The 25,399-nt window shown below is 75.0% G+C and carries 25 protein-coding genes and 1 pseudogene; 15 read left to right on the forward strand and 11 right to left on the reverse strand.

The genetic code is table 11. The features are described 5' to 3' along the window. Positions 1–42: 42 nt before the first annotated feature. Positions 43–783, forward strand: a complete 741-nt coding sequence (locus ACIQ8B_RS17760; protein WP_290011103.1) for an SDR family NAD(P)-dependent oxidoreductase — start codon at positions 43–45, stop codon at positions 781–783. Between the two features lie 25 nt (positions 784–808). Here the strand turns inward: ACIQ8B_RS17760 and ACIQ8B_RS17765 are convergent, their stop codons facing one another. The 3 genes from ACIQ8B_RS17765 to ACIQ8B_RS17775 form a co-directional block, all read right to left on the reverse strand. Then, positions 809–988 carry a hypothetical protein gene (locus ACIQ8B_RS17765; protein ID WP_063823437.1) on the reverse strand — a complete coding sequence of 60 codons (180 nt, stop codon included), beginning with the start codon at positions 986–988 and terminating at the stop codon, positions 809–811. Positions 989–1,142: 154 nt separating this feature from the next. Further along, complete coding sequence (locus tag ACIQ8B_RS17770; protein ID WP_403547802.1) at positions 1,143–2,018, reverse strand: undecaprenyl-diphosphate phosphatase; 876 nt, start codon at positions 2,016–2,018, stop codon at positions 1,143–1,145. A gap of 527 nt (positions 2,019–2,545) precedes the next feature. Continuing rightward, entirely contained in the window at positions 2,546–3,334 is a 789-nt protein-coding gene (locus tag ACIQ8B_RS17775; RefSeq protein WP_403547804.1) for a TVP38/TMEM64 family protein, read from the reverse strand. A 49-nt stretch (positions 3,335–3,383) separates the two neighbouring features. Between ACIQ8B_RS17775 and ACIQ8B_RS17780 the strand changes: the two genes are divergently transcribed. The 3 genes from ACIQ8B_RS17780 to ACIQ8B_RS17790 all read left to right on the forward strand — a co-directional run bounded on the left by ACIQ8B_RS17780 (position 3,384) and on the right by ACIQ8B_RS17790 (position 6,555). Continuing rightward, positions 3,384–4,109 (forward strand): DNA alkylation repair protein, encoded by a 726-nt coding sequence (locus ACIQ8B_RS17780; protein ID WP_403547805.1) that lies wholly within the window; start codon positions 3,384–3,386, stop codon positions 4,107–4,109. 345 nt (positions 4,110–4,454) lie between these two features. After that, the gene (gene tuf / locus ACIQ8B_RS17785) at positions 4,455–5,624 is read left to right on the forward strand and encodes an elongation factor Tu (RefSeq protein WP_403547806.1); all 1,170 of its coding nucleotides are present in this window, start codon (positions 4,455–4,457) and stop codon (positions 5,622–5,624) included. A gap of 85 nt (positions 5,625–5,709) precedes the next feature. Next, positions 5,710–6,555 (forward strand): spermidine synthase, encoded by an 846-nt coding sequence (locus ACIQ8B_RS17790; protein ID WP_403547807.1) that lies wholly within the window; start codon positions 5,710–5,712, stop codon positions 6,553–6,555. 351 nt (positions 6,556–6,906) lie between these two features. Here the strand turns inward: ACIQ8B_RS17790 and ACIQ8B_RS17795 are convergent, their stop codons facing one another. The 4 genes from ACIQ8B_RS17795 to ACIQ8B_RS17810 form a co-directional block, all read right to left on the reverse strand. Next, complete coding sequence (locus tag ACIQ8B_RS17795) at positions 6,907–8,217, reverse strand: MFS transporter (RefSeq protein WP_403547809.1); 1,311 nt, start codon at positions 8,215–8,217, stop codon at positions 6,907–6,909. 73 nt (positions 8,218–8,290) lie between these two features. Further along, on the reverse strand, positions 8,291–9,304 hold the full coding sequence (locus ACIQ8B_RS17800; protein WP_290009116.1) for a hypothetical protein: 1,014 nt from the start codon (positions 9,302–9,304) through the stop codon (positions 8,291–8,293). A 151-nt stretch (positions 9,305–9,455) separates the two neighbouring features. Beyond that, complete coding sequence (locus ACIQ8B_RS17805; protein WP_106415263.1) at positions 9,456–9,920, reverse strand: Crp/Fnr family transcriptional regulator; 465 nt, start codon at positions 9,918–9,920, stop codon at positions 9,456–9,458. A gap of 333 nt (positions 9,921–10,253) precedes the next feature. Continuing rightward, on the reverse strand, positions 10,254–10,784 hold the full coding sequence (locus tag ACIQ8B_RS17810; protein WP_403547812.1) for a gamma carbonic anhydrase family protein: 531 nt from the start codon (positions 10,782–10,784) through the stop codon (positions 10,254–10,256). 107 nt (positions 10,785–10,891) lie between these two features. Here ACIQ8B_RS17810 and ACIQ8B_RS17815 point away from each other — a divergent pair, with 107 nt between their 5' ends. The 3 genes from ACIQ8B_RS17815 (at position 10,892) to ACIQ8B_RS17825 (ending at position 13,016) form a co-directional block, all read left to right on the forward strand. Continuing rightward, positions 10,892–11,722, forward strand: coding sequence for an acyltransferase (locus ACIQ8B_RS17815; protein WP_403547814.1), 831 nt, complete (start codon positions 10,892–10,894; stop codon positions 11,720–11,722). Positions 11,723–11,836: 114 nt separating this feature from the next. Further along, positions 11,837–12,409: a helix-turn-helix domain-containing protein gene (locus ACIQ8B_RS17820; RefSeq protein WP_403547816.1), complete on the forward strand. Its 573-nt coding sequence runs from the start codon at positions 11,837–11,839 to the stop codon at positions 12,407–12,409. 43 nt (positions 12,410–12,452) lie between these two features. Further along, positions 12,453–13,016 carry a YbaK/EbsC family protein gene (locus ACIQ8B_RS17825; RefSeq protein ID WP_403547818.1) on the forward strand — a complete coding sequence of 188 codons (564 nt, stop codon included), beginning with the start codon at positions 12,453–12,455 and terminating at the stop codon, positions 13,014–13,016. A 101-nt stretch (positions 13,017–13,117) separates the two neighbouring features. Here ACIQ8B_RS17825 and ACIQ8B_RS17830 read toward each other — a convergent pair whose 3' ends face one another. Beyond that, positions 13,118–13,537 (reverse strand): CoA-binding protein, encoded by a 420-nt coding sequence (locus ACIQ8B_RS17830; protein ID WP_106415267.1) that lies wholly within the window; start codon positions 13,535–13,537, stop codon positions 13,118–13,120. A gap of 170 nt (positions 13,538–13,707) precedes the next feature. Between ACIQ8B_RS17830 and ACIQ8B_RS17835 the strand changes: the two genes are divergently transcribed. The 3 genes and pseudogenes from ACIQ8B_RS17835 (at position 13,708) to ACIQ8B_RS17845 (ending at position 15,534) form a co-directional block, all read left to right on the forward strand. Then, positions 13,708–14,430 carry a hypothetical protein gene (locus ACIQ8B_RS17835; protein ID WP_403547821.1) on the forward strand — a complete coding sequence of 241 codons (723 nt, stop codon included), beginning with the start codon at positions 13,708–13,710 and terminating at the stop codon, positions 14,428–14,430. After that, positions 14,427–14,884, forward strand: a pseudogene (locus ACIQ8B_RS17840) (histidine phosphatase family protein). Before ACIQ8B_RS17835 ends, ACIQ8B_RS17840 begins: the two are co-directional and overlap by 4 nt. Before the next feature lie 23 nt (positions 14,885–14,907). Next, positions 14,908–15,534, forward strand: coding sequence for a YigZ family protein (locus ACIQ8B_RS17845; RefSeq protein WP_403547823.1), 627 nt, complete (start codon positions 14,908–14,910; stop codon positions 15,532–15,534). Between the two features lie 110 nt (positions 15,535–15,644). On the opposite strand, the gene ACIQ8B_RS17850 is transcribed toward ACIQ8B_RS17845, so the two are convergent. Beyond that, positions 15,645–16,472 carry a thioesterase family protein gene (locus tag ACIQ8B_RS17850; protein ID WP_403547825.1) on the reverse strand — a complete coding sequence of 276 codons (828 nt, stop codon included), beginning with the start codon at positions 16,470–16,472 and terminating at the stop codon, positions 15,645–15,647. A 405-nt stretch (positions 16,473–16,877) separates the two neighbouring features. Continuing rightward, entirely contained in the window at positions 16,878–18,095 is a 1,218-nt protein-coding gene (locus ACIQ8B_RS17855) for an MFS transporter (protein ID WP_403547827.1), read from the reverse strand. 792 nt (positions 18,096–18,887) lie between these two features. Between ACIQ8B_RS17855 and ACIQ8B_RS17860 the strand changes: the two genes are divergently transcribed. Both ACIQ8B_RS17860 and ACIQ8B_RS17865 read left to right on the forward strand, forming a co-directional pair. Beyond that, positions 18,888–20,051, forward strand: coding sequence for an exonuclease SbcCD subunit D (locus ACIQ8B_RS17860; RefSeq protein WP_403547829.1), 1,164 nt, complete (start codon positions 18,888–18,890; stop codon positions 20,049–20,051). After that, a complete protein-coding gene (locus ACIQ8B_RS17865; protein WP_290009132.1) occupies positions 20,048–23,038 on the forward strand; it encodes an SMC family ATPase in 2,991 nt (996 codons plus the stop codon). The genes ACIQ8B_RS17860 and ACIQ8B_RS17865 overlap by 4 nt, the downstream gene beginning before the upstream one ends. 13 nt (positions 23,039–23,051) lie before the next feature. On the opposite strand, the gene ACIQ8B_RS17870 is transcribed toward ACIQ8B_RS17865, so the two are convergent. Beyond that, positions 23,052–23,498, reverse strand: coding sequence for an Lrp/AsnC family transcriptional regulator (locus ACIQ8B_RS17870; protein WP_106416513.1), 447 nt, complete (start codon positions 23,496–23,498; stop codon positions 23,052–23,054). 94 nt (positions 23,499–23,592) lie between these two features. Here ACIQ8B_RS17870 and ACIQ8B_RS17875 point away from each other — a divergent pair, with 94 nt between their 5' ends. From ACIQ8B_RS17875 to ACIQ8B_RS17885, 3 genes are all read left to right on the forward strand, one after another. Further along, complete coding sequence (locus ACIQ8B_RS17875; protein WP_403547832.1) at positions 23,593–24,066, forward strand: rhodanese-like domain-containing protein; 474 nt, start codon at positions 23,593–23,595, stop codon at positions 24,064–24,066. Positions 24,067–24,288: 222 nt separating this feature from the next. After that, positions 24,289–24,594: a hypothetical protein gene (locus ACIQ8B_RS17880; protein ID WP_403548082.1), complete on the forward strand. Its 306-nt coding sequence runs from the start codon at positions 24,289–24,291 to the stop codon at positions 24,592–24,594. Then, complete coding sequence (locus ACIQ8B_RS17885) at positions 24,551–25,396, forward strand: SDR family oxidoreductase (RefSeq protein ID WP_106416514.1); 846 nt, start codon at positions 24,551–24,553, stop codon at positions 25,394–25,396. The genes ACIQ8B_RS17880 and ACIQ8B_RS17885 overlap by 44 nt, the downstream gene beginning before the upstream one ends. The last annotated feature ends 3 nt before the right edge of the window (positions 25,397–25,399 follow it).

The following is a 25,399-nucleotide window of genomic DNA, read 5'->3' on the forward strand; positions in this document are numbered from 1 at the left end:
GTCTGGGGATCTTCGTCCCGCGTCCCACGCCTGGAGGTACTCATGAAGCGTCTGGTCACGGTGGTCACCGGCGGGAGCCGGGGCATCGGCGCCGCGACCTGCCGGCGGCTGGCGGCGGAGGGGCACGACGTGGCGGTGAACTACGTCCGGGACGCCGACGCCGCCGAGAAAGTGGCCGAGGACGTACGGGCCGCCGGGGCGCGGGCGGTGACCGTGCGGGCGGACACCGCCGTCGAGGCCGACGTGGAGCGGCTGTTCGAGGTGGCGGAGCGCGAACTCGGGCCGCTGACGGGGCTGGTGAACAACGCGGCGGTGACCGGGCCGCTCGGCCCCTTCACCGAGGTCGGCACGGACACCCTGCGGCGGGTCGTCGACGTCAACGTCATCGGCACGCTGCTGTGCGCGCGGCGGGCCGCCCAGCTGATGACGCCCCGCGGCGAGGGCGTGATCGTGAACATCTCGTCGGGCGCCGCCACCCTGGGCAGCCCCGGCGAGTACGTGCACTACGCGGCGACCAAGGCCGCCGTCGACGCCCTGACCGTGGGGCTGTCGAAGGAGCTCGGTCCGGCCGGTGTGCGGGTCAACGCGGTGGCTCCGGGCCTGATCGACACGGAGATGCACGCGGCGATGGGGGCGCCGGACCGCGTCCGGGAGATGGCCGGGAGCATTCCGCTCCGGCGGGCGGGACAGGCGGAGGAGATCGCGGCGGCGGTCGCCTGGCTGATGTCGCCGGACGCCTCGTACACCACGGGGACGGTGCTGCGGGTCGCGGGCGGACGCTGACCGGGGACGCGGAGAGGGCGGGAGGTCAGGCCGCTTCGACGACCCGGCCGCGGATCGCGGCCGCCCACTCGACGACCAGCATCTCGTACTCCTCGCGCTCCTGGGCGGACAGGGAGCCGCCCGCCCGCAGCCACAGGGCGCGGATCTGCTCGTTCACCTCGGCGGCGGACCGCACGGAACCAGGGGGCGTTAAGTCGGGGGACATGCGGACCAGCCTAGGGCCATGGACTGACGGTGCGCTACCGGACGGCTACCGGACCCGTATGGGTTCGGTCACGTGCCGCGGACACCTCCCGGGCGGATGGGCCGCGGCCGGGCCGCTCCCGCACGCCTCGTCCGTGCCGCGCCCCCGGGGGCGCTCAGCCCGCCGACTCCGCCGCGTGCGGACTGAGCGCGCCGACGGCGACCAGGACGATGATCACCACGCCGAGCGCGATCCGGTACCAGACGAACGGCATGAAGCTCTTGGTCGAGATGAACTTCATGAACCAGGCGATCACGGCGTACCCGGTGACGAACGCGATCACCGTGGCGAAGAGCGTCGGCCCCCACGAGACGTGACCGCCGTCCGCCGCGTCCTTCAGCTCGAACAGGCCGGACGCCAGCACCGCCGGGATGGCGAGCAGGAACGAGTAGCGGGCCGCGGCCTCCCGCCGGTAGCCCATGAACAGGCCGCCGCTGATGGTGGCCCCGGAGCGGGAGACGCCCGGGATCAGGGCCATCGCCTGGCACACGCCGTAGATCAGGCCGTCCCTGACGGTCAGGTCGCCCAGCTCCTTGCGGGGCGCGGCCACCCGGTGCCTGCCGCCGCTCTCCGAGCGTGCCGCCAGCCGGTCGGCGACGCCGAGCACGATGCCCATGCCGATCAGCATCGCCGCCGTCAGCCGCAGGTCGCGGAACGGCCCCTCGATCTGGTCCTTGAGCGTCACCCCGAGCACACCGATCGGGAGGGAGCCGACGATGACCAGCCAGCCCATGCGGGCGTCCTGGTCCCGGCGCATCTCCTTGTCGGTCAGCGAGCGCGTCCACGCGGACAGGATGCGTCCGATGTCCTCGCGGAAGTAGATCAGCACCGCGGTCTCCGTGCCGATCTGGGTGATCGCGGTGAAGGCCGCGCCGGGGTCCTCCCAGCCGGAGAAGGCCGCGGTCAGCCGCAGGTGCGCGCTGGAGGAGACGGGCAGGAACTCGGTCAGACCCTGGACGAGTCCGAGGATCAGGGATTCAAACCAAGACATGGGGCAGCGGAGTCCAAGTGCCGATCGCGGAAAGGTCGAAGGGCACACCCCCACCGCCGGGTGCGGTGCTGTCGATCATCGGGCGCGCCGACGGCGAACTGTAGCGCTCGGAGATGAAGCCCCGGCGAAGGTCCGATGGCAGCCCGCGTCCGTACGGGTGACGCCGGGGCGGCCGCCGTGCCGCGCACCGCCCGGCCGGGGCCCGGAGGCGCGCGGTGCGGCTCCCGGCGCCGGCCAGCCGACGCAGACGCGTGGCGAGGATGTCGCGCGGCGCCGACGGCGCGCACGAGCCGGCCGGAGCGGCCGTTGCCGAGACACACCTCGCACAGGGGCGTGCGGCGGCGCCCTCACCCCCGGCCACCCGCTCGGCGCGGGCGGTCCCCGCCTGACGGCCACCCGGTCCGCGCCCTGCGGGAGCGCGGCGCGCGGTACGCCCTGCGGCCAGGTGCGGGGCCGGCGCTCCCGCCGACGCGATGATCCTCGAGCGGGTCCGGCGCACCGCCGGGCCGGCGGCGGCCCGGTGTGGCCTACCGGGCGCGCAGCCGGTGCCGCTTGCGCCATGCCACGGCCGCGCCCGCGAGGCCCGGCACGGCGATGCAGGCCAGCGCGATCAGGAAGGCCGGGGACGTCGGGGTGGAGGCGCGGGCGCCCGCCACGACGTAGGCGGCGGTGTTCGGGACCGAGCCGAGCGCCGTCGCCAGCAGGAACGGCAGCAGGCCCATCCGGGAGACCGAGGCGCAGTAGTTGGCGGCGGCGAACGGGATGCCGGGGAACAGCCGCGCCGCCAGCATCGACCGGAAACCGTGCCGGCTGAGCTGGTTGTCCGCGGCCTTCAGCCAGCGCCCGCGCAACAGCGGACGCAGCGCCTTCTGGCCGAGCACCCGCCCCAGACAGAACGCCAGCCCGGCGCCCAGCACCGTGCCGCCCAGCGCCGCGACCAGCCCGAACTGGGAGCCGAAGAGCGCCCCCGAGGCGAGGTTCAGCAACGGGCGCGGCACGAACGCCACCGTGCACGCCCCGTACGCCACCGCGTAGGCGACGACGGCGGCGGCACCGCCGAGCCGGACCGGCAGGCCGTCGGCCAGCAGCTGCTGCGGCTCCAGCACCACCATGACCGCCGCCGCCGAGGCGAGCAGGACGACCAGCAGGGAGAGCCGTGACCACGGCGACAGCAGAACTCTCGCGCAGCGGCCGGCGAGACCCGGCGAGGGCGCGAGAACGGGGGCGGCCGTGGGGACGGCGACCGCGAGGTCGGACGAGCCGGCCCGGGGGCGGGCCGTGGCCGTGCCCCCAGAGCGGTTGGTGGCATCGAGCATTCGGTGACACTAACCGACATTTGTGCGAGATCGCCGTAGTGTTCGTCTCATGGGCGTCACAGAAGACGGTCCGCCGCCGCGGGTGCCGGACAGCACGCTCGCCGACACGGTGCTGGAGCGGCTCACCGCCGCCTACCCGTCCGCCGCCGACCCCGGGCAGGCGGACGCCATGCGGGCGTACATGAAGGACGTCGCGCCCTTCCTGGGCCTGAAGACCCCGGTGCGCCGCGCCCTGTCCCGCACCGTCGAGGCGGGACCGCCCCGCCCGGCCGAGGCCGACTGCACGGCCGTCGCCCTGCGCTGCTGGGCGCTGCCCGAGCGGGAGTACCACTACTTCGCCGTGGACTACCTGCGCCGGCACGTACGGCGGTGCTCCTCGGACTTCCTGCCCGTGACCCGGCACCTCGTCACCACCGTGCCCTGGTGGGACACCGTCGACCTGCTCGCCGCGCACGTCGTCGGGCCGCTGGTCGCCGCCGACCCGGCGCTCACCGCCGTCATGGACCGGTGGAGCGCCGACGACGACCCGTGGCTGGTGCGCACCGCGCTGCTCCACCAGCTCCGCCACAAGGAACGCACCGACACCGAGCGGCTCTTCGGCTACTGCCTGCGCCAGTCCGGCCACCCCGGCTTCTTCGTCCGCAAGGCCATCGGCTGGGCCCTGCGCGAGTACGCCAGGACCGACCCGGGCGCGGTGCGCGGCTTCCTGGCCCGCGAGGGCGACCGGTTCGCGCCGCTGTCGGTGAGGGAGGCCCTGAGGAACATCGGCGCGTGACCGGGGACCCGTGACGGCCCCTCACCGGGAACCCCTGATCCGCAGGGCGGACTTCCGCTTCGCGGAAAATCGTTCGACGCGGAGGGCCGCGTCGGCAAGGATCGACGTCATGTTCCGGTACGCCTTCCTCCTCGCAGCATCCGCCGTCGCGGATGCCCCGAAGGCTGCCGTCCCCGCTCTCCTCGCCGCAGTCGACGGCGCCCGAAGCTGACCCTCCCCGGATCGTCCGGCGGACCCCGCAGGGGGAGGGTCGGCCTGGTTCCTGGGGTCCCCGTCCCGGCCGCGCGCCGATCCGCCGCGCCCGGGGCCCGACGCGTCATCACCGAGAGGCTTTCCGGTACCGCCATGTCCAAGACGGCGTACGTCCGCACCAAACCGCACCTCAACATCGGCACGATGGGCCATGTCGACCACGGCAAGACCACCCTGACCGCCGCCATCACCAAGGTCCTCGCCGAGCGCGGCTCCGCCGGCTTCGTGCCGTTCGACCGCATCGACCGGGCCCCGGAGGAGGCCGCCCGCGGCATCACCATCAACATCGCGCACGTCGAGTACGAGACCGACACCCGCCACTACGCGCACGTCGACATGCCCGGCCACGCCGACTACGTGAAGAACATGGTCACCGGCGCCGCCCAGCTCGACGGGGCGATCCTCGTCGTCTCCGCGCTGGACGGGATCATGCCGCAGACCGCCGAACACGTCCTGCTCGCGCGGCAGGTGGGCGTCGACCACATCGTCGTCGCGCTCAACAAGGCCGACGCGGGCGACGAGGAGCTGACCGACCTGGTGGAGCTGGAGGTCCGCGAGCTGCTCTCCGCGCACGGCTACGGCGGCGACGCGGCGCCCGTCGTCCGGGTCTCCGGGCTCAAGGCGCTGGAGGGCGACCCGCGCTGGACGGCGTCCGTCGAGGCGCTGCTGGACGCGGTCGACACCTATGTGCCCGTGCCCGAGCGCTATCTGGACGCGCCGTTCCTCATGCCGGTGGAGAACGTGCTCACCATCACCGGCCGGGGCACCGTCGTCACCGGCGCGGTGGAGCGCGGCACCGTCCGCGTCGGCGACCGGGTGCAGGTGCTCGGGGCGGACACCGAGACCGTGGTGACCGGCCTGGAGACCTTCGGCAAGCCGATGGAGGAGGCGCAGGCCGGGGACAACGTGGCGCTGCTGCTGCGCGGGGTGCCGCGCGACGCGGTGCGGCGCGGGCACGTGGTGGCCGCGCCGGGCAGTGTGACGCCCAGCCGGCGGTTCACGGCGCGGCTGTACGTGCTGTCCGCCCGCGAGGGCGGCCGGACGACACCGCTGTCGACCGGGTACCGGCCGCAGTTCTACATCCGCACCGCGGACGTCGTCGGGAACGTCGACCTCGGCGAGGCGGCGGTGGCGCGGCCCGGGGACACGGTGACCGTCACCGTGGAGCTGGGGCGCGACGTGCCGCTGGAGCCGGGTCTCGGCTTCGCCGTCCGCGAGGGCGGGCGCACGGTCGGCGCCGGGACGGTGACGGAGGTCGCGTGAGCCTCTGACGGGCACGTGCCCGGCTGCCCGCCCCCCGTGACCGGGGGCGGGCAGCCGTGTGCGGGGGCGGCGGCACAATGGGACGGTGAGCGAGCCCCTCCCCGTGTCCCGCGCCGTCGACCACGGCACCGCCAAGCTGATGCCCGACGTCGACCGGGAACGGGCCTGGCTGCTGACCGTCGACGGCGCGCCCCAGTCCTACGTCGACCTGGACGAGCCGACCCACCTGGAGTTCGAGTACGCCCGGCGGCTCGGGCACGTCCTCGACGCGGCCGGCGAGCCCGGCGCGCCCCTGGACGCCGTGCACCTCGGCGGCGGCGCGATGACCCTGCCCCGCTACCTCGCCGCCACCCGGCCCGGCTCCCGCCAGCACGTCGTCGAGGCCGACGGGGCGCTGGCCGGCCTGGTCGCCGAACACCTGCCGCTCCCGCCCGGCGCCGGCGTCACCGTGCACACCGCGGACGCCCGCGCCTGGCTGGAGGCGGCCCCCGACGGCAGCGCGGACGTCCTGGTCGCCGACGTCTTCGGCGGTTCCCAGGTACCCGCGCACCTCACCACCGTCGGCTACGCCGACGAGGTCGCCCGGGTGCTGCGGCCCGGCGGGATCTATCTCGCCAACCTCGCGGACGCGGCCCCGTTCGCCTTCCTGCGCTCACAACTGGCGACGGTGGCGACGCGGTTCGCGGAGCCGGCGCTGATCGCCGAACCGGCGGTTCTGCGGGGGCGGCGGTTCGGGAACGTGGTGCTTGCGGCGTCCGACCGCGTGTTGGACATCCCGGCTCTGTCGCGGGCGACTGCGGCGGACCCCTTTCCGGCGCGGGTCGAACACGGGCCGTCCCTGCGTGACTTCGTGGGCGACGCCCATCCGGTCCACGACGGAGCGGCGGTCCCGTCCCCGCTGCCGCCTTCAGGGGCGTTCGCGATCGGTTGAGGGGCGGGAGCGGCGGAGTGGGGGCGCTCGCGCAGTTACCCGCACCCCTCGGGGGGCGACGGCGGCCGGCCGGCTGCGGCGCCGCCGGGGTTGTCCGCGCACTTTTCGCGCCCCTGAGGGGCTGCGTACGCGCAGGCCCCCGCGGCTCCGGGAGGGGGCGCGTCGTAGGGGCGTTCGCGCCGATTGCCACCCACCGGAGGGCGGCGGTGGTTCCGCACCTTCAGGGGCGCGGGGAACTGCGCGATCAGCCTTCACCGGGCCGTAACCGGCCGGCGAGTGTGGGCGCCGCGGCGGGCCGGCTGTGTGGGCGGCGGTGGTTCCGCACCCTCAGGGGCGCGGGGAACTGCGCGATCAGTCTCCACCGGGCCGCAGCCGGCCGGCGGCAGTACCGGTCCCGTCCTGCTCTCGGGCGGCGCCCTGCAAGGCGCCCGTGACCTCCTTGGTGCGGCGGCGGAGGTTCCGGACGTCCGGGACCGTGAGGACCGCTGCCGTGACCACCACGACCAGGGCGGCGCAGCCCCAGAGGGCCTCCGGGCGGCCGAACGCCGACTCCGCCGGGCCCGCGAGGGCCATCGCCGCCGGGACCAGCGCGACCGAGCCGAACCAGTCGTAGGCGCACACCCGGGACAGCTTCTCCTCGGGTATCTCCTGGTGCAGCGCGGTCATCCAGGAGACGCCGAACACCTCCACGGACAGCCCGGTCAGGAACATCACCGCGCACAGCACCGCCACCGGGACGGGCACGGCGAGCGCGGCGGACGGCAGCGCCAGCGGGAACACGCACAGGGTGCCCACCAGCAGCAGACGGCGCGGCTGCCAGCGGGTCATCAGCAGCGCGCCCGCCACCGTGCCGCCGCCGAAGAACGCCAGCGCGACACCCCACGGCGCGGCCCCGCCCAGGTGGTCGCGGGCGACGAGCGGACCGTAGACCGCGTCGGCCGCGCCGACGACCGCGTTGGCGAGGGAGAACTGCACGACGATGCCCCACAGCCACGGCCGGCCGGTGAACTCCCGCCAGCCGTCCCGCAGGTCGGCGAGCATCCCGCCGCCCGGCTCGCGCGGCGGGACGTGCCGCACGTCGAGGAACGCCCGCAGCACCGCCGCGACCGCGAAGGCCGCCGCGTCCACCGCCAGCACCCAGCCCGGCCCGATCGCGGCCACCATCGCCCCGCCGAGCGCGGCGCCGCCCAGGGTCGCCCCGTGCATCGCCATCCGGAACACCGCGAACGCGCGGCCCGCCTGCTCGCCGTCGACGGAGGAGAGCAGCATGCCCTCGGCGGCCGGGTTGAAGAACGCCTGCCCGGTGCCGCCGAGCGCGCTGAGCAGCATCATCTGCCACAACCGCGCCTCACCCGCGAGGACCAGCGCGGCGAACGCGGCTTGCGAGACGCAGTTCAGGACGTTGGCCGCGACCATCACCCGGTGTCGCGGCAGCCGGTCCGCGACGGCCCCGCCGATCAGCAGGAACAGCACGAGCGGCAGGGTGCGGGCGGCGGCCACCAGACCCACGTCCCCGCCGTCGCCGCCCGCGCCCAGCACGGCGAACGCGGCGGCGATCAGCGCGCCGTGGCTGCCCAGGTTGGTCACCACGGCGGAGGCGGTCAGCAGCGTGTAGTTGCGGCCGGCCCAGGCGGGGCGGCGTCGGTCGGCGGTGGTCGGCACCCGGTGACTATCGCCGGGAGGGGGCCGACTTGCCAAATGAGGTCCGGGCCCGTTCACGGGCGGGCCCGGACCGTCACGGCTCCTCCGGCGCCTCCTCGGTCAGGCGGACCGTGCTGAGGATCTTCTGGACGGTCGCCTCGGGGATCTCGTCCTTCACGCCCGCCGCGCCGTACAGGTTCCAGGTGACGAAGTCGCCCGCGCCGTTCTTGAACGCGAACGTGATCGCCTTGCCCTCGCTGTCGCACTTGCCCTTCTGCGGAGTGCCCTCCGAGTGCGCCGTGGTCACGTGCCCGGTGATCCCGGACTTCGTCGTGTAGGGCTTCGGCTTGTCCTGCTTCACGCTCTTCTTGTCGGGCTGCGTGTACCCGCCGAAGATCCACCACGGCACGCGGGTCTCGGCCGCCTCCTCGGTGTTCCTGGCGCCGTTCTCACCGCGGGTGCCGGCGGTGGCCAGCGCGGTGTCCTCCGTGCGTCCGTCCCTGTTCTCGTCGGCGGTGCACCACTTGGACTTCAGGTAGGCGGGGGCGGTGACGGTGGTGCGGCCCATCTCACCGTCCTCCTCCTCCCACTCGAAGCCGACGGAGGTGTCCGGCGTCTCGATCTCCCAGTCGGCCGGGACGTCGAACTTGGTGCCGAAGCGGGTGTTGACGACGACCTGCCATCCGGGAATGGTCGCCTTCTCCTCCTCACCGCCGCGCGGGTTGTTCTCCGAGGGGGAGGGGGTCGGCTCGGCGGAGGCGTCCTCGGACGCGGTCGCGCTCGGCTTGGCGCTCTTCCCGCCGTCGGCCTCGTCGTCCTTGTCGCCGCCGAGCACCAGGAAGCCCGTCACGCCCGCGGCCACGACCACGGCCGTCGCCGCGATGATCGCCACCAGCTTGGTGCGGTTGTTCCCGCCACCGCCGCCGTCCCCCGGCTGCGGCATGCCCACCGTGGACGGCTCGCCCCACTGCGGCTGCTGCTGGTACGGGTTCGGCTGCTGGTAGCCGGGCTGCTGGTACGGATTCGGCTGCTGGTACCCCGGCTGCTGGTACGGATTGTTCGACTGCGGGTTCTGCTCGCCCCCGGGCGGCTGCTGTCCTGGCCACATGGGCAGTCACCCTAGCCGCGCCCCGACACGATTCGGTCACTGCCCTTTGACGGGGACGTAGCAATCGTGGGGCGCGCCCGGAGGAGAGAACGGGGGGCCGCCGGTCCCACGGGCGGACCGGTGGACCCCCGTACGGCGCGGGCGGCCGCCCTCACACAGCCGCACCGGCGCCGTACGGGCCGAACAGGTCGAGCAGCCGGACCCGGGCGGAGTGCAGCCGGTGGGCCACCACCTCGCCCACCCAGCGGGTGACCTCCCGGCCCAGCTCCGGGTCCTCCGCGCACAGGGCGAGGACGGACGCGGCGTCGAACTCGTACGCCCGCACCGGGGTGGCCGCCTCGGCGCCCAGGTGCCAGACGTGCGGGGTGAACAGCCATGACCAGCCGACCAGTTCGTTGTGCCCGAGGCGTCCGATCAGGGCGGCCCGGCGGCCCGGTACGCGCATGTCCAGCTCCACGGTGCCGGTCCGGATCACCCAGAACCGGTCCGCCCGGGCTCCCTCCTCGAACAGCCGGGTCCCTTGCGGGAAGGACACCTCGCGCGCGGTGGCCATGAGCCGTGCCCGGTGCTCGGCGGGCAGGGCACGCGGCAGGCTGGGGGACGGGGGAGCGAACACGGCGGGCCTCCCGGGTGCGACGTGTGGGCCACTGGCTGCCTCCAGAGTCGCTCCGGTCCGTGCGCCGCTCCCATGGGCCGACCGGCCCCAGCGGCACGGCATACGGCCCTGAACGGACGGCCTCCCCTCACCCGGTGGGCTTCCCGACCGTGCCCGGCGCCCACTACGCGTCCTCATGAGGACCAGGCGGCTCGGACGAGCCAGGCGCCCCGGGTGGGTGACACGGCCCCGGTGAGGGCGACGCGGCCCCGGTGAGGGCGACGCGGGCCGGGACCAGGGGGGACGCCGCCCGGACCGGGGAGCGTGCGGCCCGGAAGGGGGGCGCGGGCCGCGTCAGCCCCCGTGCTGGTCCCGGTGGGCCTTCGCCAACTCCGCGTACATCGTGCCGTTGAGCGTCAGCCCCTCGCGCTCCTCCGGCGTCAGCTCCCGCCGTACCTTCGCCGGGACTCCCGCGACCAGGGAGCCCGGCGGCACCCGCATGCCCTGCGGCACCAGCGCCTGCGCGGCGACCAGGGAGCCGGCGCCGATCACCGCGCCGTTCAGCACGGTCGCGCCCATGCCGATCAGGCAGTCGTCCCCGACGGCCGCCCCGTGCACCACCGCGTTGTGCCCGATGGAGACCCGCTCGCCCACGGTGACCGGGAAGCCGGGGTCGGCGTGCAGGGTGCAGTTGTCCTGGACGTTGCTGTCGGCGCCCACCGCGATCGACTCCACGTCGCCGCGCAGCACCGCCCCGTACCAGACGCTCGCCCCGGCGCGCAGCGTCACGTCCCCGATCACGCTCGCCGTGGGCGCCACGAACACCCCCTCGTCGATCCGCGGCTCCCTGCCGCCGATGCCCGTGATCAAGGCCTGGTGCGTCATCGTCGCCTCCTCGTCGGATGTGGGGGGAACCGTACGCCACACCGGTGGGGTGAAGATCACAGGGGCGACGGGCCGTGCCCGTCGCGCCCGCGGACTACGGTGAGCGGGTGCCGAAGCGCAAGAACACGTTCTCGTCCTGGCCGCGTCGCCTCGCCCAGCGCGCGGTCCACGCGGGCTGGGCCTGGGTGCAGCGCACGGGCTCGGTGACCGCGGAACACCCCGGCCGCTTCCGGTTCGGCGCGATGGGAACAGGTACCAGACTCGCCTTCCCGCTCGGCACCGTCTTCGGCGAGCCCTGGATCCGGATCGGCGCGCACTGCATCGTCGGGGAGCAGGTCACCCTCACCGCGGGCCTGATGCCCGGCCTCGACCTCGGCCCCGACCCGATCCTGCGCATCGGCGACGGCGTCGTCCTCGGCCGCGGCAGCCATGTCATCGCCGACACCACGGTGACCATCGGCAGCGACTGCTACTTCGGCCCGTACGTCTACGTCACCTCCACCAACCACTCCTACGACGACCCGGACGAGCCCATCGGCAAGCAGTGGCCGCGGATGGAGCCGGTGGAGATCGGCCCCGGCTGCTGGATCGGCACCGGCGCGGTGATCCTGCCGGGCGCCCGCGTCGGGCGGAACGTGGTGGTGGCCGCGGGCGCGGTCGTCCGCGGCGAGGTGCCGGACCACTGCGTGGTCGCGGGCGCTCCCGCCCGGGTCGTCCGCCGCTGGACGCCCGACGAGGGCTGGCAGCCGCCGCTGCGCACCCCGCCGCCCGTGCCGATCCCCGACGACATCACACCCGGTCAGTTGCGGGCGCTGTCGGAGCTCGACGAGGAGAGCGCGGCCCGCCTCGCCGGGCTGGACGAGGAGGGCGCCGCCCGCCTCGCCCGGCACGAGGCGAACGGCGCCGCGCGGCTGGCCGAGGTGGAACCGGGCGCCTGAGGCCCGCGCCTTCCCGGCCGCGACCTCGCAGTACAGTGCGGTGAACGACCGGGTACACCGCACCGCAGTCGCACGGGCCGGCCCCGGTCATCCGGATTGTCGAACGGACGGAATGTGGCGGACCTCGACCTGCTGACCCGGTCCCTGGCGCGCAACGTCAAGCGCTGGCGCACCGAGCGCGGCTTCACCCTGGACACGCTCGCGGCCCGGGCGGGCGTCAGCCGCGGCATGCTCATCCAGATCGAGCAGGCGCGCACCAACCCGAGCATCGGCACGATCGTCAAGATCGGCGACGCGCTCGGCGTCAGCGTGCCCACCCTGCTCGACTACGAGCGCGGTCCGAACGTCCGGATCGTCCCCGCCGACCGGACGGTCCGCCTGTGGTCCACCGAGCGCGGCAGTTACAGCCGGCTGCTGACCGGCACCGAGGCCCTCGGCCCGCTGGAGATGTGGGAGTGGCGGCTGATGCCGGGGGAGAGCAGCGACTCCGACCCGCATCCCGAGGGCACGGTCGAACTCATCCACGTCACGGCCGGGGAGCTGACGCTCACCGTCGACGGGGAGGAGCACCGGGTGCCGGCCGGCGCCAGCGCCTCCTTCGAGGCGAACGCGCCCCACGCGTACGGCAACGCGGGCGACGGGCCCGTCGAGATGATCATGACGGTGTCGGTGCCGCCCGTGCAGTGAGACGCGCTCCGACGGCCGCCCCGCCCGCTGTTACCGTGCCGCCATGCGCGCACCCATCGGAGACTTCGACCACGCCACTCCCGCCCCCGACTGCCTCGACGAGCTGACCGCCCCCGTCGCGGCCGCGGTCCGCGCCTGGAGCGGGAGCGTCCCCGCCGACCAGATCCTCTACGTCGAGACGGACCCGCAGTGGGCCGACACCGCCGTCTTCGTCGAGCACTACGGCCGTGACCTGCTGGAGCGGTCGGCGAACTGCGTGGTGGTGGCGGGCAGGCGCGGCGGCGGGTCCACGCTCGCCGCGTGCGTCGTGCTGTCCACCACCCGCGCCGACGTGAACGGGGTGGTGCGCCGTCACCTCGGCGTCCGCAAGGCGTCCTTCGCGCCCATGGACACGGCGACGGGGGAGACCGGCATGGAGTACGGCGGCATCACCCCCGTCGGGCTGCCCGAGAGCTGGCCGGTGCTGGTGGACGCGGCCGTCGTGGACCTGCCGTACGTGCTGGTCGGCAGCGGGCGGCGGCGCGGGAAGCTGCTGGTGCCGGGCAAGGCCTTCGCGGAACTGCCGGAGGCGGTCGTGCTGGAAGGCCTCGGCAGGCCCGCGGCCTGAGCCGACGGGCCACGGCCGCCCGGGTGTCAGTGCCGCGCTGCGTGCCCGCGCCGTCGCGGCGTCACCCCGCCCGTGCGGCACCGGCGTGACCGCTGCCCCTCTCAGGCCTCGCGGAGACCGAGCCGGGGGATCTCGATCGCGGGGCAGCGGTCCATCACCATCTCCAGTCCCGCCGCACGCGTGCGCTCGTACGCCGCCTCGTCGACCACCCCGAGCTGGAACCACACGGCCTCGGCGCCCTTGGCCACCGCCTCGTCCGCCACCGCGCCCGCCAGGTCGCTGTTGACGAACACGTCCACCACGTCCACCTCGAAGGGGATGTCCGCGAGCGAGGCGTACCCCTGCTCCCCGTGCACCGTCTCCGCCTTCGGGTGCACCGGCACCACGCGCTTGCCGAACCGCTGGAGCACCTGCGCGACCCCGTACGCGGCGCGCTGCCGGTTGGCCGACAGGCCGACCACGGCCCAGGTGTCACCGGACTCGGTGAGGATCTTGCGGACCGTCGCATCGTCGCCGTACACCGTCGGCCTCCCGTGGGTCTGGAGTGGGCTGGTGCTCTGCACAACCCGGCGCACGGCACGGTGATTCCCGGCGCCGCGCGTCTGCCACGACGGGCGGCGCCGGGCAAGCGACGGCGTGAAAAGCGTGCGAGATACCTGCGTGCGCCCGCTCGTATGCCTACGCTCGCCTCGTGCTGCGCATCACCGACGCCCGAACCGGCGAGCTCGTGGCCGCCGCCCCCGCCCGCCGGGGCCTGACCCGTGTCGAGGCCCACCCACCAGGACTCGACCCGACCGGCCTGCGCGTGCTGCTGGCCGCCGACCTGCTCGTGCGCGCCCTGGAACTCGGCGGCACGCCGGTGTGGGCGCTGCTCTCCGCCGAACGGCAGTACGAGGAACTGCGTGCGGCGGCCGCCGCCCTCGGGGTCCGGCCCTTCGAGGACGGTGAGGGCGCCGCCGGGCTCGGCGAGGCGCAGGTCCTGCACGTCGTGGACGAGAACGGCGCGGAACCCGACGGCGTACGGGTCGCCGTCGCCCCCGTCACCTGGGCGGCGCCGGTCCCGCCGGGCGAGGCCGACCAGGCCGCCCTGCGCCTCGCCCTGCTCGCGCACCCGAGGAGCACGCCCGCGCGGATCGACGCGGACGCCCTGACGGAGGCCGGCGACACCCTCGGCCGCTGGCGGGGCGCGGTCGCCGACTGGGCGCGGCGGCCCTCCCGGCCCGTGCCCGACGAGGTGCGCGCCGACCTGCGCGGCGCGTGGGAGGGCGACCTGGACACGGCCGGGGTGCTCGGCGTGCTCCGCGCGCTGGAGACCGACCCCGGTCCGGCGGACGGCGCCCGCTTCGAGACCTACGCCTACGCCGACCGGCTGCTCGGCCTCGACCTCGCCCGCGACCTCGGAACCCCCGCATGACCGAGCGTGCGGCGGCGGGACCGCTGCGCCGGCTGGTCGTGCTGCGGCACGCCGAGTCCGCCCGGCCGGAAGACGTCACCGGTCACGAGTGCCCGCCGGTCACGAGTGCCCGCCGATCACGAGTGCCCGCCGGCCGCCCGCGGCCGCCGGGACGCCCCCGCCGGTCCGGCTCGGCCCGCGCCTCCACCACGCGGACGTCCCCGGCCTGCCGGACGTGATCCGCGAAGCGCCCGCCGAGGTCGAGACGCTGCCGCTCGCCGGCCGCCACCCGGGGCCGGAGGACCTCGTGCCGGCCCTCGCCCCCGACGGCCTCGACGACACCTCGGACCGGGTCCGCGTCACGTTCCCCACCTCTGTGATCGCGGTGCTCGGCCGGCGCGGCGCCCCCTGGCACGACCTGGTCCCCGCCGGCGCCCTGCTCACCTCGCTCACCGTCCCGCGCGGCAGGCCCTGACCGGAGCCGCATAGGCTGGCCGGATGCAGGACGAGTACCGCACCGTGGCCCGCGCGGGTGTGCACGAGACCGAGATCAACCGCTCCCGCTTCCTGTGCGCCCTCGCCCCGGCGGCCACCGAGCGGGAGGCGCAGGACTTCATCGCCGCCGTCCGCAAGGAGCACGCCGACGCCACCCACAACTGCTGGGCGTACGTCATCGGCGCGGACGCCTCCGTCCAGAAGGCCGGCGACGACGGGGAGCCCGGTGGCACCGCCGGCGCCCCCATGCTGCAGATGCTGCTGCGCCGCGACATGCGCTACGTCGTCGCCGTCGTCACCCGCTACTTCGGCGGCGTGAAACTCGGCGCGGGCGGCCTCATCCGCGCCTACGGCGGCTCGGTCGGCGAGGCCCTGGACGCCCTCGGCACGATCACCCGGCGCCGCTTCCGGCTGGCCACCGTCACCGTCGGCCACCAGAGGGCGGGAAAGGTGCAGAACGACCTGCGCTCCACCGGCCGTGAGGTGCGCGACGTGCGCTACGGCGAGGAGGTCACCCTCGAGATCGGCCTCCCCGACGCCGACGTGGACGCCTTCCGCGCCTGGCTCGCCGACGCCACCTCCGGCACCGCACGCCTCGAACTGGGCGGGGAGGCCTACGGGGACGCCTGACGCCCCGCGCGTATCACCCCCCGGGCGATGACGGGCGGAACCGGGCCGGGACGTGACGGGTGATACGGGAACGACCGCCCGCGCTGTCGGAGGTTTACCGGCGTGGCCGGTCACAGCCGGTCGCGCCGTTCAGTGACCAGCAAGGTCTGCAGCACCCGCCCGCAGCCCTCCAGCGCGTCGTCGAGCTGGCCGAGGGCCAGCCCCGAACCCTCGGGACTGGCCGCGGTGTGCGAGCGCAGGCACAGCCATTCCCCGACGGGATCGCGGTGCAGGGCGAGGGTCATGTCGGTGTTGATGACGAGATTCGAGTGGTGGTCCAGCTCGAAACCGACGGCCCAGCTGCTGTCGGCCACCGTGAGTGCCCTGGTCAGCGGAGAGTCCGGGGCGCCGGCCACCAAGGGGATGCGCTGGCGGGCCCAGGCGGTCCCCGGACCGAGCGAGTCGAAACCCCGGCCGTCCTCGAAGCGCCACTCCATCGCCGCGATGTAGCCGTCCGGATGGGCGCCCGCCATGGTGTGCGGCGGTTGCGGTCCAGGCAGGGCCGGGGCGGGAGGGACGGGCTGTAGCGACGGAGTGGCCCGAGGGCTGGCGACCAGCCCCCAGGCCCGGGCCAGCAGCACCGTGGCGCCGGCCGCCGTGACCTCCCCCTCGAGCACCTCGACACTGCCGCCCGACCGGACCGTCCGCACCTTGACCGCCAGGTCCGCGACCGGCACCGGACGCAGCAGCTCCACGGTGACGCGGGCGATCCTCATGCCAGGCCGGGGGGCGTGCCGCTCCAGCGCGCGCCCGACGAGGGCCGAAGGCGGGCCGGCGTGCTGCGACTTCGCACTCCACGGGCCCGCGGTGGCCGGGGTGCTCTCGTACCGGCCGCCCCCGAGCTCGCGGTAGAAGGCGTCGGGGAGCGCCTCGGGGGACGGAACGAACTCAGGGTTCACGAGCGGGCCTCCGGGTTCTGCCTCAGGAAACTGAGGGACGGCGGATGGTGTCCGCCTGGGATGCGTCGGCGAGTCCGCCGGTGTCCGTGCGCTGTTCTTCGATGGCTGTTCCCACCCGGAAGAGGGCGGACTCCGGGAACGGGGCGGTGATCAGCTGCGCACCGATGAGGAGTCCCGCGCTCTCCCTGCCGACCGGAGGGGAGAGCGCGGGGGTCCGGTGACGCCGGCGGGGAGGGGAGCTTGACCTGGGTGTCGGTGACCGTCCCGGTCACGACGTCCGGCCAGCGCACGATCTCCTGGCCGTGCCGTGCCGCCGTGACGGGGGAGGCGGGGGCGGGCACGACCGGACGAGGGGACGAACGCGAGGGTGTGCCGGGGAGACCGGCCGCACTCGGGGCGGTGAGCTCACGTGGCCCGGGGCCATGTGTGCTTTCGCGCGTGGTGGGTCCAGGCCGCCAGGACCATGAGGGTGGCGGCGAGGCCGCCGAGGACCATGACGGTGGAGGGGGAGGAACGGTCGAGGACGGCTCCTCCGACGAGGGCTCCGAGGGAGATGGTGGCCTGGAAGGAGGCGGTGAACAGGACGGAGGAGGCTTCGGGGGAGCCGGGTGCGGCTTTGGAGAACCAGGTCTGGGAGCAGACGGGGACGGCTCCGTAGGCGAGACCCCAGACGATCAGGAGTGCCACGGCTCCGGCGTCCGACCTGCCCAGGACGGGCAGGAGGAAGGTCGCTGCGGCGATGAGCGCGGCGGCTGTGGCGAAGGTGGCGCGGGGATGGCGTCCCACGGTGGACCCGCCGAGGAAGTTGCCGGCGATGCCGGCCGCTCCGTAGATGAGGAGGTAGACGGTGATGAGACCGGTGCTGACGTGGGTGACCTGTTCGAGGAAGGGGGTGACGTAGGTGTAGGTGCCGAAGTGGGCGAGGACGACGAGGAAGGTCGTCACGAGGGCGTAGCGGGTGTTGGTGTTGCGGAGCATGGTGGTGAGGACGTGGAGGCGGGTGGCCTGGTGGGCGGGGAGGGGCGGGACGGCCAGGAGGAGCAGGGCGAGGACGGCGAGGGTGAAGCCGCCCATGACGAGGAAAGCGGTTCGCCAGCCGGCGGTGTCGCCGATGAAGGTGCCCAGGGGGACGCCGAGGACGGAGCCGAGGGGGACGGCGGAGAAGATGACGGAGGTGGCCCGGCCGACGGATGCGGCGGGGACGAGCTGGGCGGCGAGTCCGGCTCCGATGGACCAGAAGCCGCCGATGGTGATGCCGACCATGACGCGGGAGACCAGGACGAGCCAGTAGCTGGACGCGGCGGCGGCGAGGAAGTTGGCCAGGGCGAGCAGGAGGATGAAGACGGCGAGCATGGTGCGGCGGTCGATGCGGCCGGTGGCGGCGGTGACGAGGGGTGCTGAGACCGCGGCGAGGAATCCTGGCATGGTCATCATGAGACCTGCCATTCCGTCCGAGACGGTGAAGCTCGCTCCGATCGAGGTGAGCAGGCCGATGGGGAGGATTTCGGTGGTGACGATGGAGAAGATCCCCAGCATCACCGAGATGACGGCCAGCCAGGAGATCAGGGGAGAGCGGTCCGGGGGTGCGGGGGAGTGGGCAGAAGTGGTGGTCGCTGTGGACATGAATTCCGTCCTGAGTCGGGCCTCACGAAGCGGAGCGTGAGTTCCAGTCCAGCAGGAGCGGGCGCCGTCCTCTGGCAGATTCCCGACGTCAACCACTCCGCCCTCGGCTCGCCGTGGCCCGGATCCGCCGACGCAGTCGTGTCCTGCCGTGTAACAGCAGGCCAGATGGGTTCCGTGGAGTGCGGAGCGGTGCGCCTCCGGAGCCGCGGCACGCTGTGGAGTCTCCTTGACCCGCGACAACTCAGCCGAGTTGCCTATGTGTTCGTACCGGAGGGGGGCTTCTTCCACCGTGCGATGGCTGACATCGCGAACCTGCCGGACGGACCCACGTGCTCGATCCGACGGAACGACACCACGCGACGTCCCCGCCACCCACAGAAGTCCCGTCGTGTCCATGAGCTGTTCGGGAGAACGGAAGGCTGTCCGTCCGCGCTCGGCACCGACCGAGTGCCGGCAGGCGCGGTGGAAGAGTCGCGGACACTCTTCAGCGCCGCCGATCCGGGCCTTGAGCACCTCGCGGCATTGACCAACGCCCCCGGCCGGAGCCGCAGGGCCTTCGCGCGGCGGGCCCGGTGATGGGGAGCCGGAACCCTGCGCACCCGGCCTCGAACCGGTGACGGGTGATGACGCGGACACACCGGAATCGCACGCGGAGCACGGGGGTGATGCGAGGTGAGTGGTGGATCGGGGGGCGACATGCGTTAGCGTGGCGGGGGTGACGGCGAGCCCCGTGCCGGTTCGTGCTGGTTTCAGAGGCGCAGTAGAGGTGAATGTGCAGGTCAGGGCGATTTCATGAGACTGCTGCACACGTCCGACTGGCACCTCGGCCGGTCCTTCCACCGCGTCGGCATGCTCGGCGCCCAGGCCGAGTTCATCGACCACCTCGTCGGCACCGCGCGCGAGCGCGACGTGGACGCGGTGGTGGTGTCGGGGGACGTGTACGACCGGGCCGTGCCGCCGCTCGCCGCGGTCGAGCTGTTCGACGACGCGCTGCACCGGCTCGCCGACCTCGGCGTGCCCACGGTGATGATCTCCGGGAACCACGACTCGGCCCGCCGCCTCGGCGTCGGCGCGGGACTCATGGGCCGCGCCGGCATCCACCTGCGCACCGAACCCTCCGCCTGCGGCACCCCCGTGCTGCTCCCCGACGCGCACGGGGACGTCGCCTTCTACGGCCTGCCCTACCTGGAGCCCGCCCTGGTGCGGGACGAGTTCGGCGTCGAGCGGGCCGGACACGAGGCGGTGCTGGCCGCCGCCATGGACCGGGTGCGCGCCGACCTCGCCGCCCGCCCGTCCGGCACCCGCTCCGTCGTCCTCGCCCACGCCTTCGTCACCGGCGGCGAACCGAGCGACAGCGAACGGGACATCGCCGTCGGCGGCGTCGCGTCCGTGCCCGCCGCCGTGTTCGACGGCGTCGACTACGTGGCGCTCGGCCATCTGCACGGCTGCCAGACCCTCACCGACCGCGTCCGCTACTCCGGCTCCCCGCTGCCGTACTCCTTCTCCGAGGCGGGGCACCGCAAGTCCATGTGGCTCGTCGACCTGGCCGCCGACGGCAGCGTCACCGCCGAGCGCGTCGACTGCCCCGTGCCGCGCCCCCTGGCCCGCATCCGCGGCACTCTTGAGGAGCTGCTCGCCGACCCCGCGCTCGCGCCGCACGAGGAGGCGTGGATCGAGGCCACCCTCACCGACCCGGTCCGCCCCGCCGACCCCATGACCCGGCTCACCGAGCGCTTCCCGCACACCCTCGCCCTCGTCTTCGACCCGGACCGCCCGCCGGACGACCCCGACGTGTCCTACGCCCGCCGCCTCGCCGGCCGCGACGACCAGCAGATCGCCGAGGACTTCGTCGCCCACGTGCGCGGCGCCGGGCCCGACCCGCACGAGCGCACGGTGCTGCGGGACGCCTTCGACGCCGTCCGCGCCGACCAGGCCGCGCGGGAGGTGGCCCGATGAGACTGCACCGCCTGGACGTCACCGCCTTCGGGCCGTTCGGCACCACCCAGAGCGTCGACTTCGACGCCCTGTCCGCCGCCGGACTGTTCCTGCTGCACGGCCCCACCGGCGCGGGCAAGACCTCCGTCCTGGACGCCGTCTGCTACGCCCTCTACGGTTCCGTCCCCGGCGCCCGTCAGGGCGGCCAGGGCACGACCTTGCGCAGCGACCACGCCGCGCCCGGCACCCGCACCTCCGTCACCCTCGAACTCACCGTCGCCGGACGCCGGCTGGAGATCACCCGGCAACCGCCGTGGGAGCGCCCGAAGAAGCGCGGCGCCGGCACCACCGTCGACAAGGCGCAGACCTGGCTGCGGGAGCGCGACGCCGCCACGGGGACCTGGAAGGACCTCAGCCGCTCGCACCAGGAGATCGGCGAGGAGATCACCCAGCTGCTCGGCATGAGCCGGGAGCAGTTCTGCCAGGTGGTGCTGTTGCCGCAGGGCGACTTCGCGCGTTTCCTGCGCGCCGACGCCGAGGCCCGCGGCAAGCTGCTGGGCCGCCTCTTCGACACCCACCGCTTCGCCGAGGTGGAGAAGCGCCTCGCCGACCGCCGCCGGGCCGCCGAGGCGCGGGTGCGCGACGGCGACGCCGACCTGCTCGCCGACGCCCACCGCATGCAGCAGGCCGCGGGCGGCGCCATGGAACTCCCCGAGCTGTCACCCGGCGAACCGGGCCTCGCCGACGCCGTGCTGACCGCGGCCGCCGTCGCCCGCAGCACCGCGCGCGAACAGCTCACCGCCGCCCACGGCCGGCTCGCCACCGCCGAGTCCGTACGCGCCGAGGCGGGCCGCGCTCTGGACGCGGCACGCGAACGGCACCGGCTGCAACGCCGGTACGCCGAGGCGCGGGAGCGGGCCGAGCGGCTGCGGGAGCGGTCCGGCGCCCACGACGAGGACCAGACCCGCATGGAGCGGGCCCGCATGGCCGGGACCGTGGTCCCCGCCCTGGAGCTGCGGGACTCCGCCGACGCAGAGCACCGCCGCGCCGCCGCTGCCGAGGAGCGCGCCCGCGCCCTGCTCCCCGCGTCCCTCGCGGACGCGGGCCCGGACGGGCTCGCGGCGGCGGCCCGCCGCGCCGCCGAGGAACTGGGCGGACTGGGGTCGGCCCGCCGCGCGGAGCGCCGCCTCACCGAACTCCTCGACGAGCGGGCCGGTCTCGACCGCCAGGAACGCGCCGACGAGGAGGTCCGCGAGGACGCCGAGGCCTGGCTCGACGGCTGGGAGGCCACCCGCGCCGCCCTCCAGGACCGCATCGCGGCCGCCCAGCAGGCCGCGGCCCGGGCCGGGGAACTCGCGGGACAGCGCGACACCGCCCGCCACCGCCTGGCGGCCGCCCGGACGCGGGACCGCCTCACCCGGGACGCCGAGGCGGCCGCCGACCAGGCCCGCGCCGCCCGCGACGAGGCCCTCGCCGCCCGGCAGCACTGGCTCGACCTCAAGGAGCAGCGGCTCAACGGCATCGCCGCCGAGCTGGCCGCCGGCCTCACCGACGGCGCCCCCTGCGCGGTCTGCGGCGCCACCGAACACCCCGCCCCGGCCCGCAGGGTCGCAGGACACGTCGACCGCGAGACCGAGGAGCGCGCCCTCGCCGACCACCAGCGCGCGGAGGAGCGGCGCGCCGAGGCCGACCAGCGGCTCGCCGCCGTCCGCGAGGAACTGGCCGCGGCGGGCGCCGGGGCCGGGGACACCCCGGCCGAACAGCTCGCCCGCGAACTCGACGAGGCGGAGCGGGAGTACGCACGGGCGCGGGAGGCCGCCTCCGCCCTGCACACCGCCCAGGAGGAGCTGCGCGCCGCCGAACGCGAGCACGAACTGCGCACGGCCGCCCAGCGCGACGCGGCGGTCCGCGCCGCCGCCCGCGTCGGCCACCGGGACCGCCTCGACCTCGAACGCGCCTCGCTGGAAACGGAGTTGGCCCACGCGCGGGGAGACGCCCCCAGCGTGGCGGCGCGCGCCGGGCAGCTCGAACGCGAGGTCGCGCTGCTCACCGACGCCGCCGACGCCGCCCGCGCCGCCGAGGAGGCCGCCCGGCGGCTCAAGGACGCCGACGCCCGGCTCGCCGACGCCGCCTTCCGCGCGGGCTTCGACACCCCGCGGGCCGCCGCCGACGCCCTCCTCGACGACGCCGCCCACCGGGAGCTGCAACGGCGCCTGGACGCCTGGCACGACGAGGAGGCCGCCGTGCGCGCCGTCCTCGCCGAACCGGAGACCGCGGCCGCCGCCCGCGAGCCGGCCGCCGACCTCGCCGCCGCCCAGCGCGCCGCCGAGGACGCCGACCGCGCCGTCCGCGAGGCGGCCTCCGCGCGCGACGCCGCCGCCCGCCGCTGCGCCGAACTCGACCGGCTCTCCGCCCGCGCCGCCGCCTCCGTGCGCCGGCTCGGACCGCTGCGCGAGGAGTACGACCGGGTGGCCCGCATGGCCGCCCTCACCGCGGGCACCTCGGCGCAGAACGAACGCCGGATGCGCCTGGAGTCGTACGTGCTCGCCGCGCGCCTGGAGCAGGTCGCCGCCGCCGCGACCGTCCGGCTGCGCCGCATGTCGTCCGGCCGCTACACCCTCGTCCACTCCGACGACCGCACCGGCCGCGGCCGCAGCGGCCTCGGGCTGCACGTGGTGGACGCCTGGACCGGCCGGGAGCGCGACACCGCCACCCTCTCCGGCGGCGAGACGTTCTTCGCCTCCCTCGCCCTCGCGCTCGGACTCGCGGACGTGGTGACCGACGAGGCGGGCGGGGTGCGGCTGGACACGCTCTTCATCGACGAGGGCTTCGGCAGCCTCGACGACCAGACCCTCGACGAGGTGCTCGACGTCCTCGACTCGCTGCGCGAACGCGACCGCAGCGTCGGCATCGTCAGCCACGTCCCCGACCTGCGCCGCCGCATACACGCCCAGCTCGAGGTCGAGAAGAGCCGCTCCGGCTCACGGCTGCGGCAGCGCGGGACGTGACGAGGCGGCCGGGTCACCGGCCCACGGGACGGCGCGGCAGCGGCGAGGAGTACACCACGCTGGTGGTCACCGAACCGAGTGCGCCGATCCGCCCCGACACCTCCTCCAGGTGCCGCATCGACCGCGCGGCGACCTTCAGGACGAAGCAGTCGTCGCCCGTCACGTGGTGCGCCTCCAGGATCTCCGGTGTGGCGGCGACGAGGTCGTGGAACGGCTTGTAGTTGCCGGTCGGGTAGCGCAGCCGGACGAACGCCAGGACCGGCAGCCCGATCCGCTCCGGGTCCACCACCGCCGCGTAACCCTGGATGATCCCGGCCTCCTCCAGCCGCCGCACCCGTTCGGTGACCGCGCTCGCGGACATCGACACGGCGCGGGCGAGTGCGGCGTAGCCGGCCCGTCCGTCGCGCTGGAGGAGGTCGAGGATGCGCCAGTCGGTGGCGTCCGGGGAATACTCGGTCATCGCCGAGAAGTAGCAGGAGAATCCCCGGCGGATCAAGCCCCGGACCGGGATGCGTCCCTTCAGGCCCGCCGTCCGCGCCCGTAGTTTCTCTGCCATGACGACCACCGTGAACCCCGTCCTGCGGGTCGCCCCCGCCTCCCCGGCCGAGGCCGCCGCGCACTTCCGCGCGAGCCTCGCCCTGTACACCGACGTCTCCGACGTGGCCACCGCCCTCGCGTCCGGCGGGGACCCCTGCTTCGTCCTGGTGGACTCCCGCTCGGCCGGGGCGTGGGACCGGGGCCATGTGCCCGGCGCCCTGCACCTGCCCACCGCGCGGATCCCCGAGCGGGCCGCGGAACTCCTCGACCCGGCCGTGCCGGTGGTGACGTACTGCTGGGGGCCCGGCTGCGACGGGGCCGCCCGCGCCGCGCTCGCCCTCGCCGGACTCGGGTACCGCGTCAAGGAGATGCTCGGCGGCTTCGAGTACTGGGTGCGCGAGGGCTACGCGTTCGAGACCCCGCGGGGCCGGGAGCGCCGCGCCGCCGATCCGCTGACCTCCCTGGAGGACACGGACGCGTGCGGATGCTGAACCCGGCCGTCCGGCAAGCCGCCGTGGACGGACACGCGGAGCCGGGCACGGTCGAGTGGGCGGGGCCGGGCGGCGGGCCGCTCGTCGCGGGGCCGGGGACGGGACCGCCCGCCGTTCCGGACGGGAGCCGGCGGCGAGAGGACCGCTCGGTCCACGACCGGGTCCGCGAGGCCGGCGGGCTCGTCGGAGTCCTCCCGGCCGGCGACGCCGCCGCCCACCGTCCTGGGCGACGGACCGGCCGCCACCGCCGGTCTCCCCGAGCGCCTTGTCGTCGTCCGCCGGGCCGCCGGACACACGGGGGAGGACCTCCCGGCACGCGTCCCCGCCGCGCCGGCCACCGCGCGGTGGCAGCAGGAGACGCGGTGGGAGGCGGCCGGCCCGGAGCCCTGGCCGGTCCTGGTGCCGCTCCGGCCGCTGCCCCGACGCGCGGGCGCCTGCCGTTATTCGCGTGCCCTCACCGGCGGCGCGATCCATCATGGGGATCATGCCGAAGCTCCCCCCGCCCCCGCCCGAGGAACTCCGCCGTGACCCCCTGCCGCTGCGGGGCCGCACCGCCCTGGTGACCGGGGCGAGCCGGCGCGGCGGCATCGGCCATGCCGTGGCCCGCCGGCTGGCCGCGTACGGCGCCAGTGTCTATCTGCACCATCACGTGCCGCACGACGCCGCCATGCCCTGGGGCGCCGACCGGACCGAGGACGTCACCGCGTCCGTGCGGGAGGCGCTCGGCGATCCGGACGCGCGGGTGCTCGCCGGACCCGGCGACCTCAGCGACCCGGCGGAACCGGCCGCCCTGCACGCCCGCGCCGCCGAGGCGCTCGGCGGGCGCCTCGACATCCTCGTCGCCAACCACGCCCTCAGCGGCTCCGACGGCGACCTCGACACCGTCGACGCCGCCATGCTCGACGCGCACTGGGCCGTCGACACCCGCTCGGTGCTGCTGCTCGTCCAGGCCCACGCCCGGCACCGCGCCGCGCTCCCGCCGGGCACCCCGGGCGGACGCGTCATGATGATGACGTCCGGGCAGGACATCGCCGGCGGCATGCCCGGCGAGATCGCCTACGCCCTGCAGAAGGGCGCCCTGGCCTCCATCACCCGCTCCCTGGCGACCGCGCTGGCCGACCACGCGGTCACCGTGAACACCGTCAACCCCGGCCCCGTGGACACCGACTACCTGACCGGCGAGGTCTACGACGCGATCGCCGCGCGCTTCCCCGCCGGGCGCTGGGGCATGCCCGACGACCCCGCCCGCCTCCTCGCGTGGCTGGCCACGGACGAGGCGGGCTGGATCACCGGCCAGGTCATCGACTCCGAGGGCGGCTTCCGGCGCTGAACC

Source organism: Streptomyces sp. NPDC096105, assembly GCF_044763335.1.
Lineage (GTDB): Bacteria > Actinomycetota > Actinomycetes > Streptomycetales > Streptomycetaceae > Streptomyces.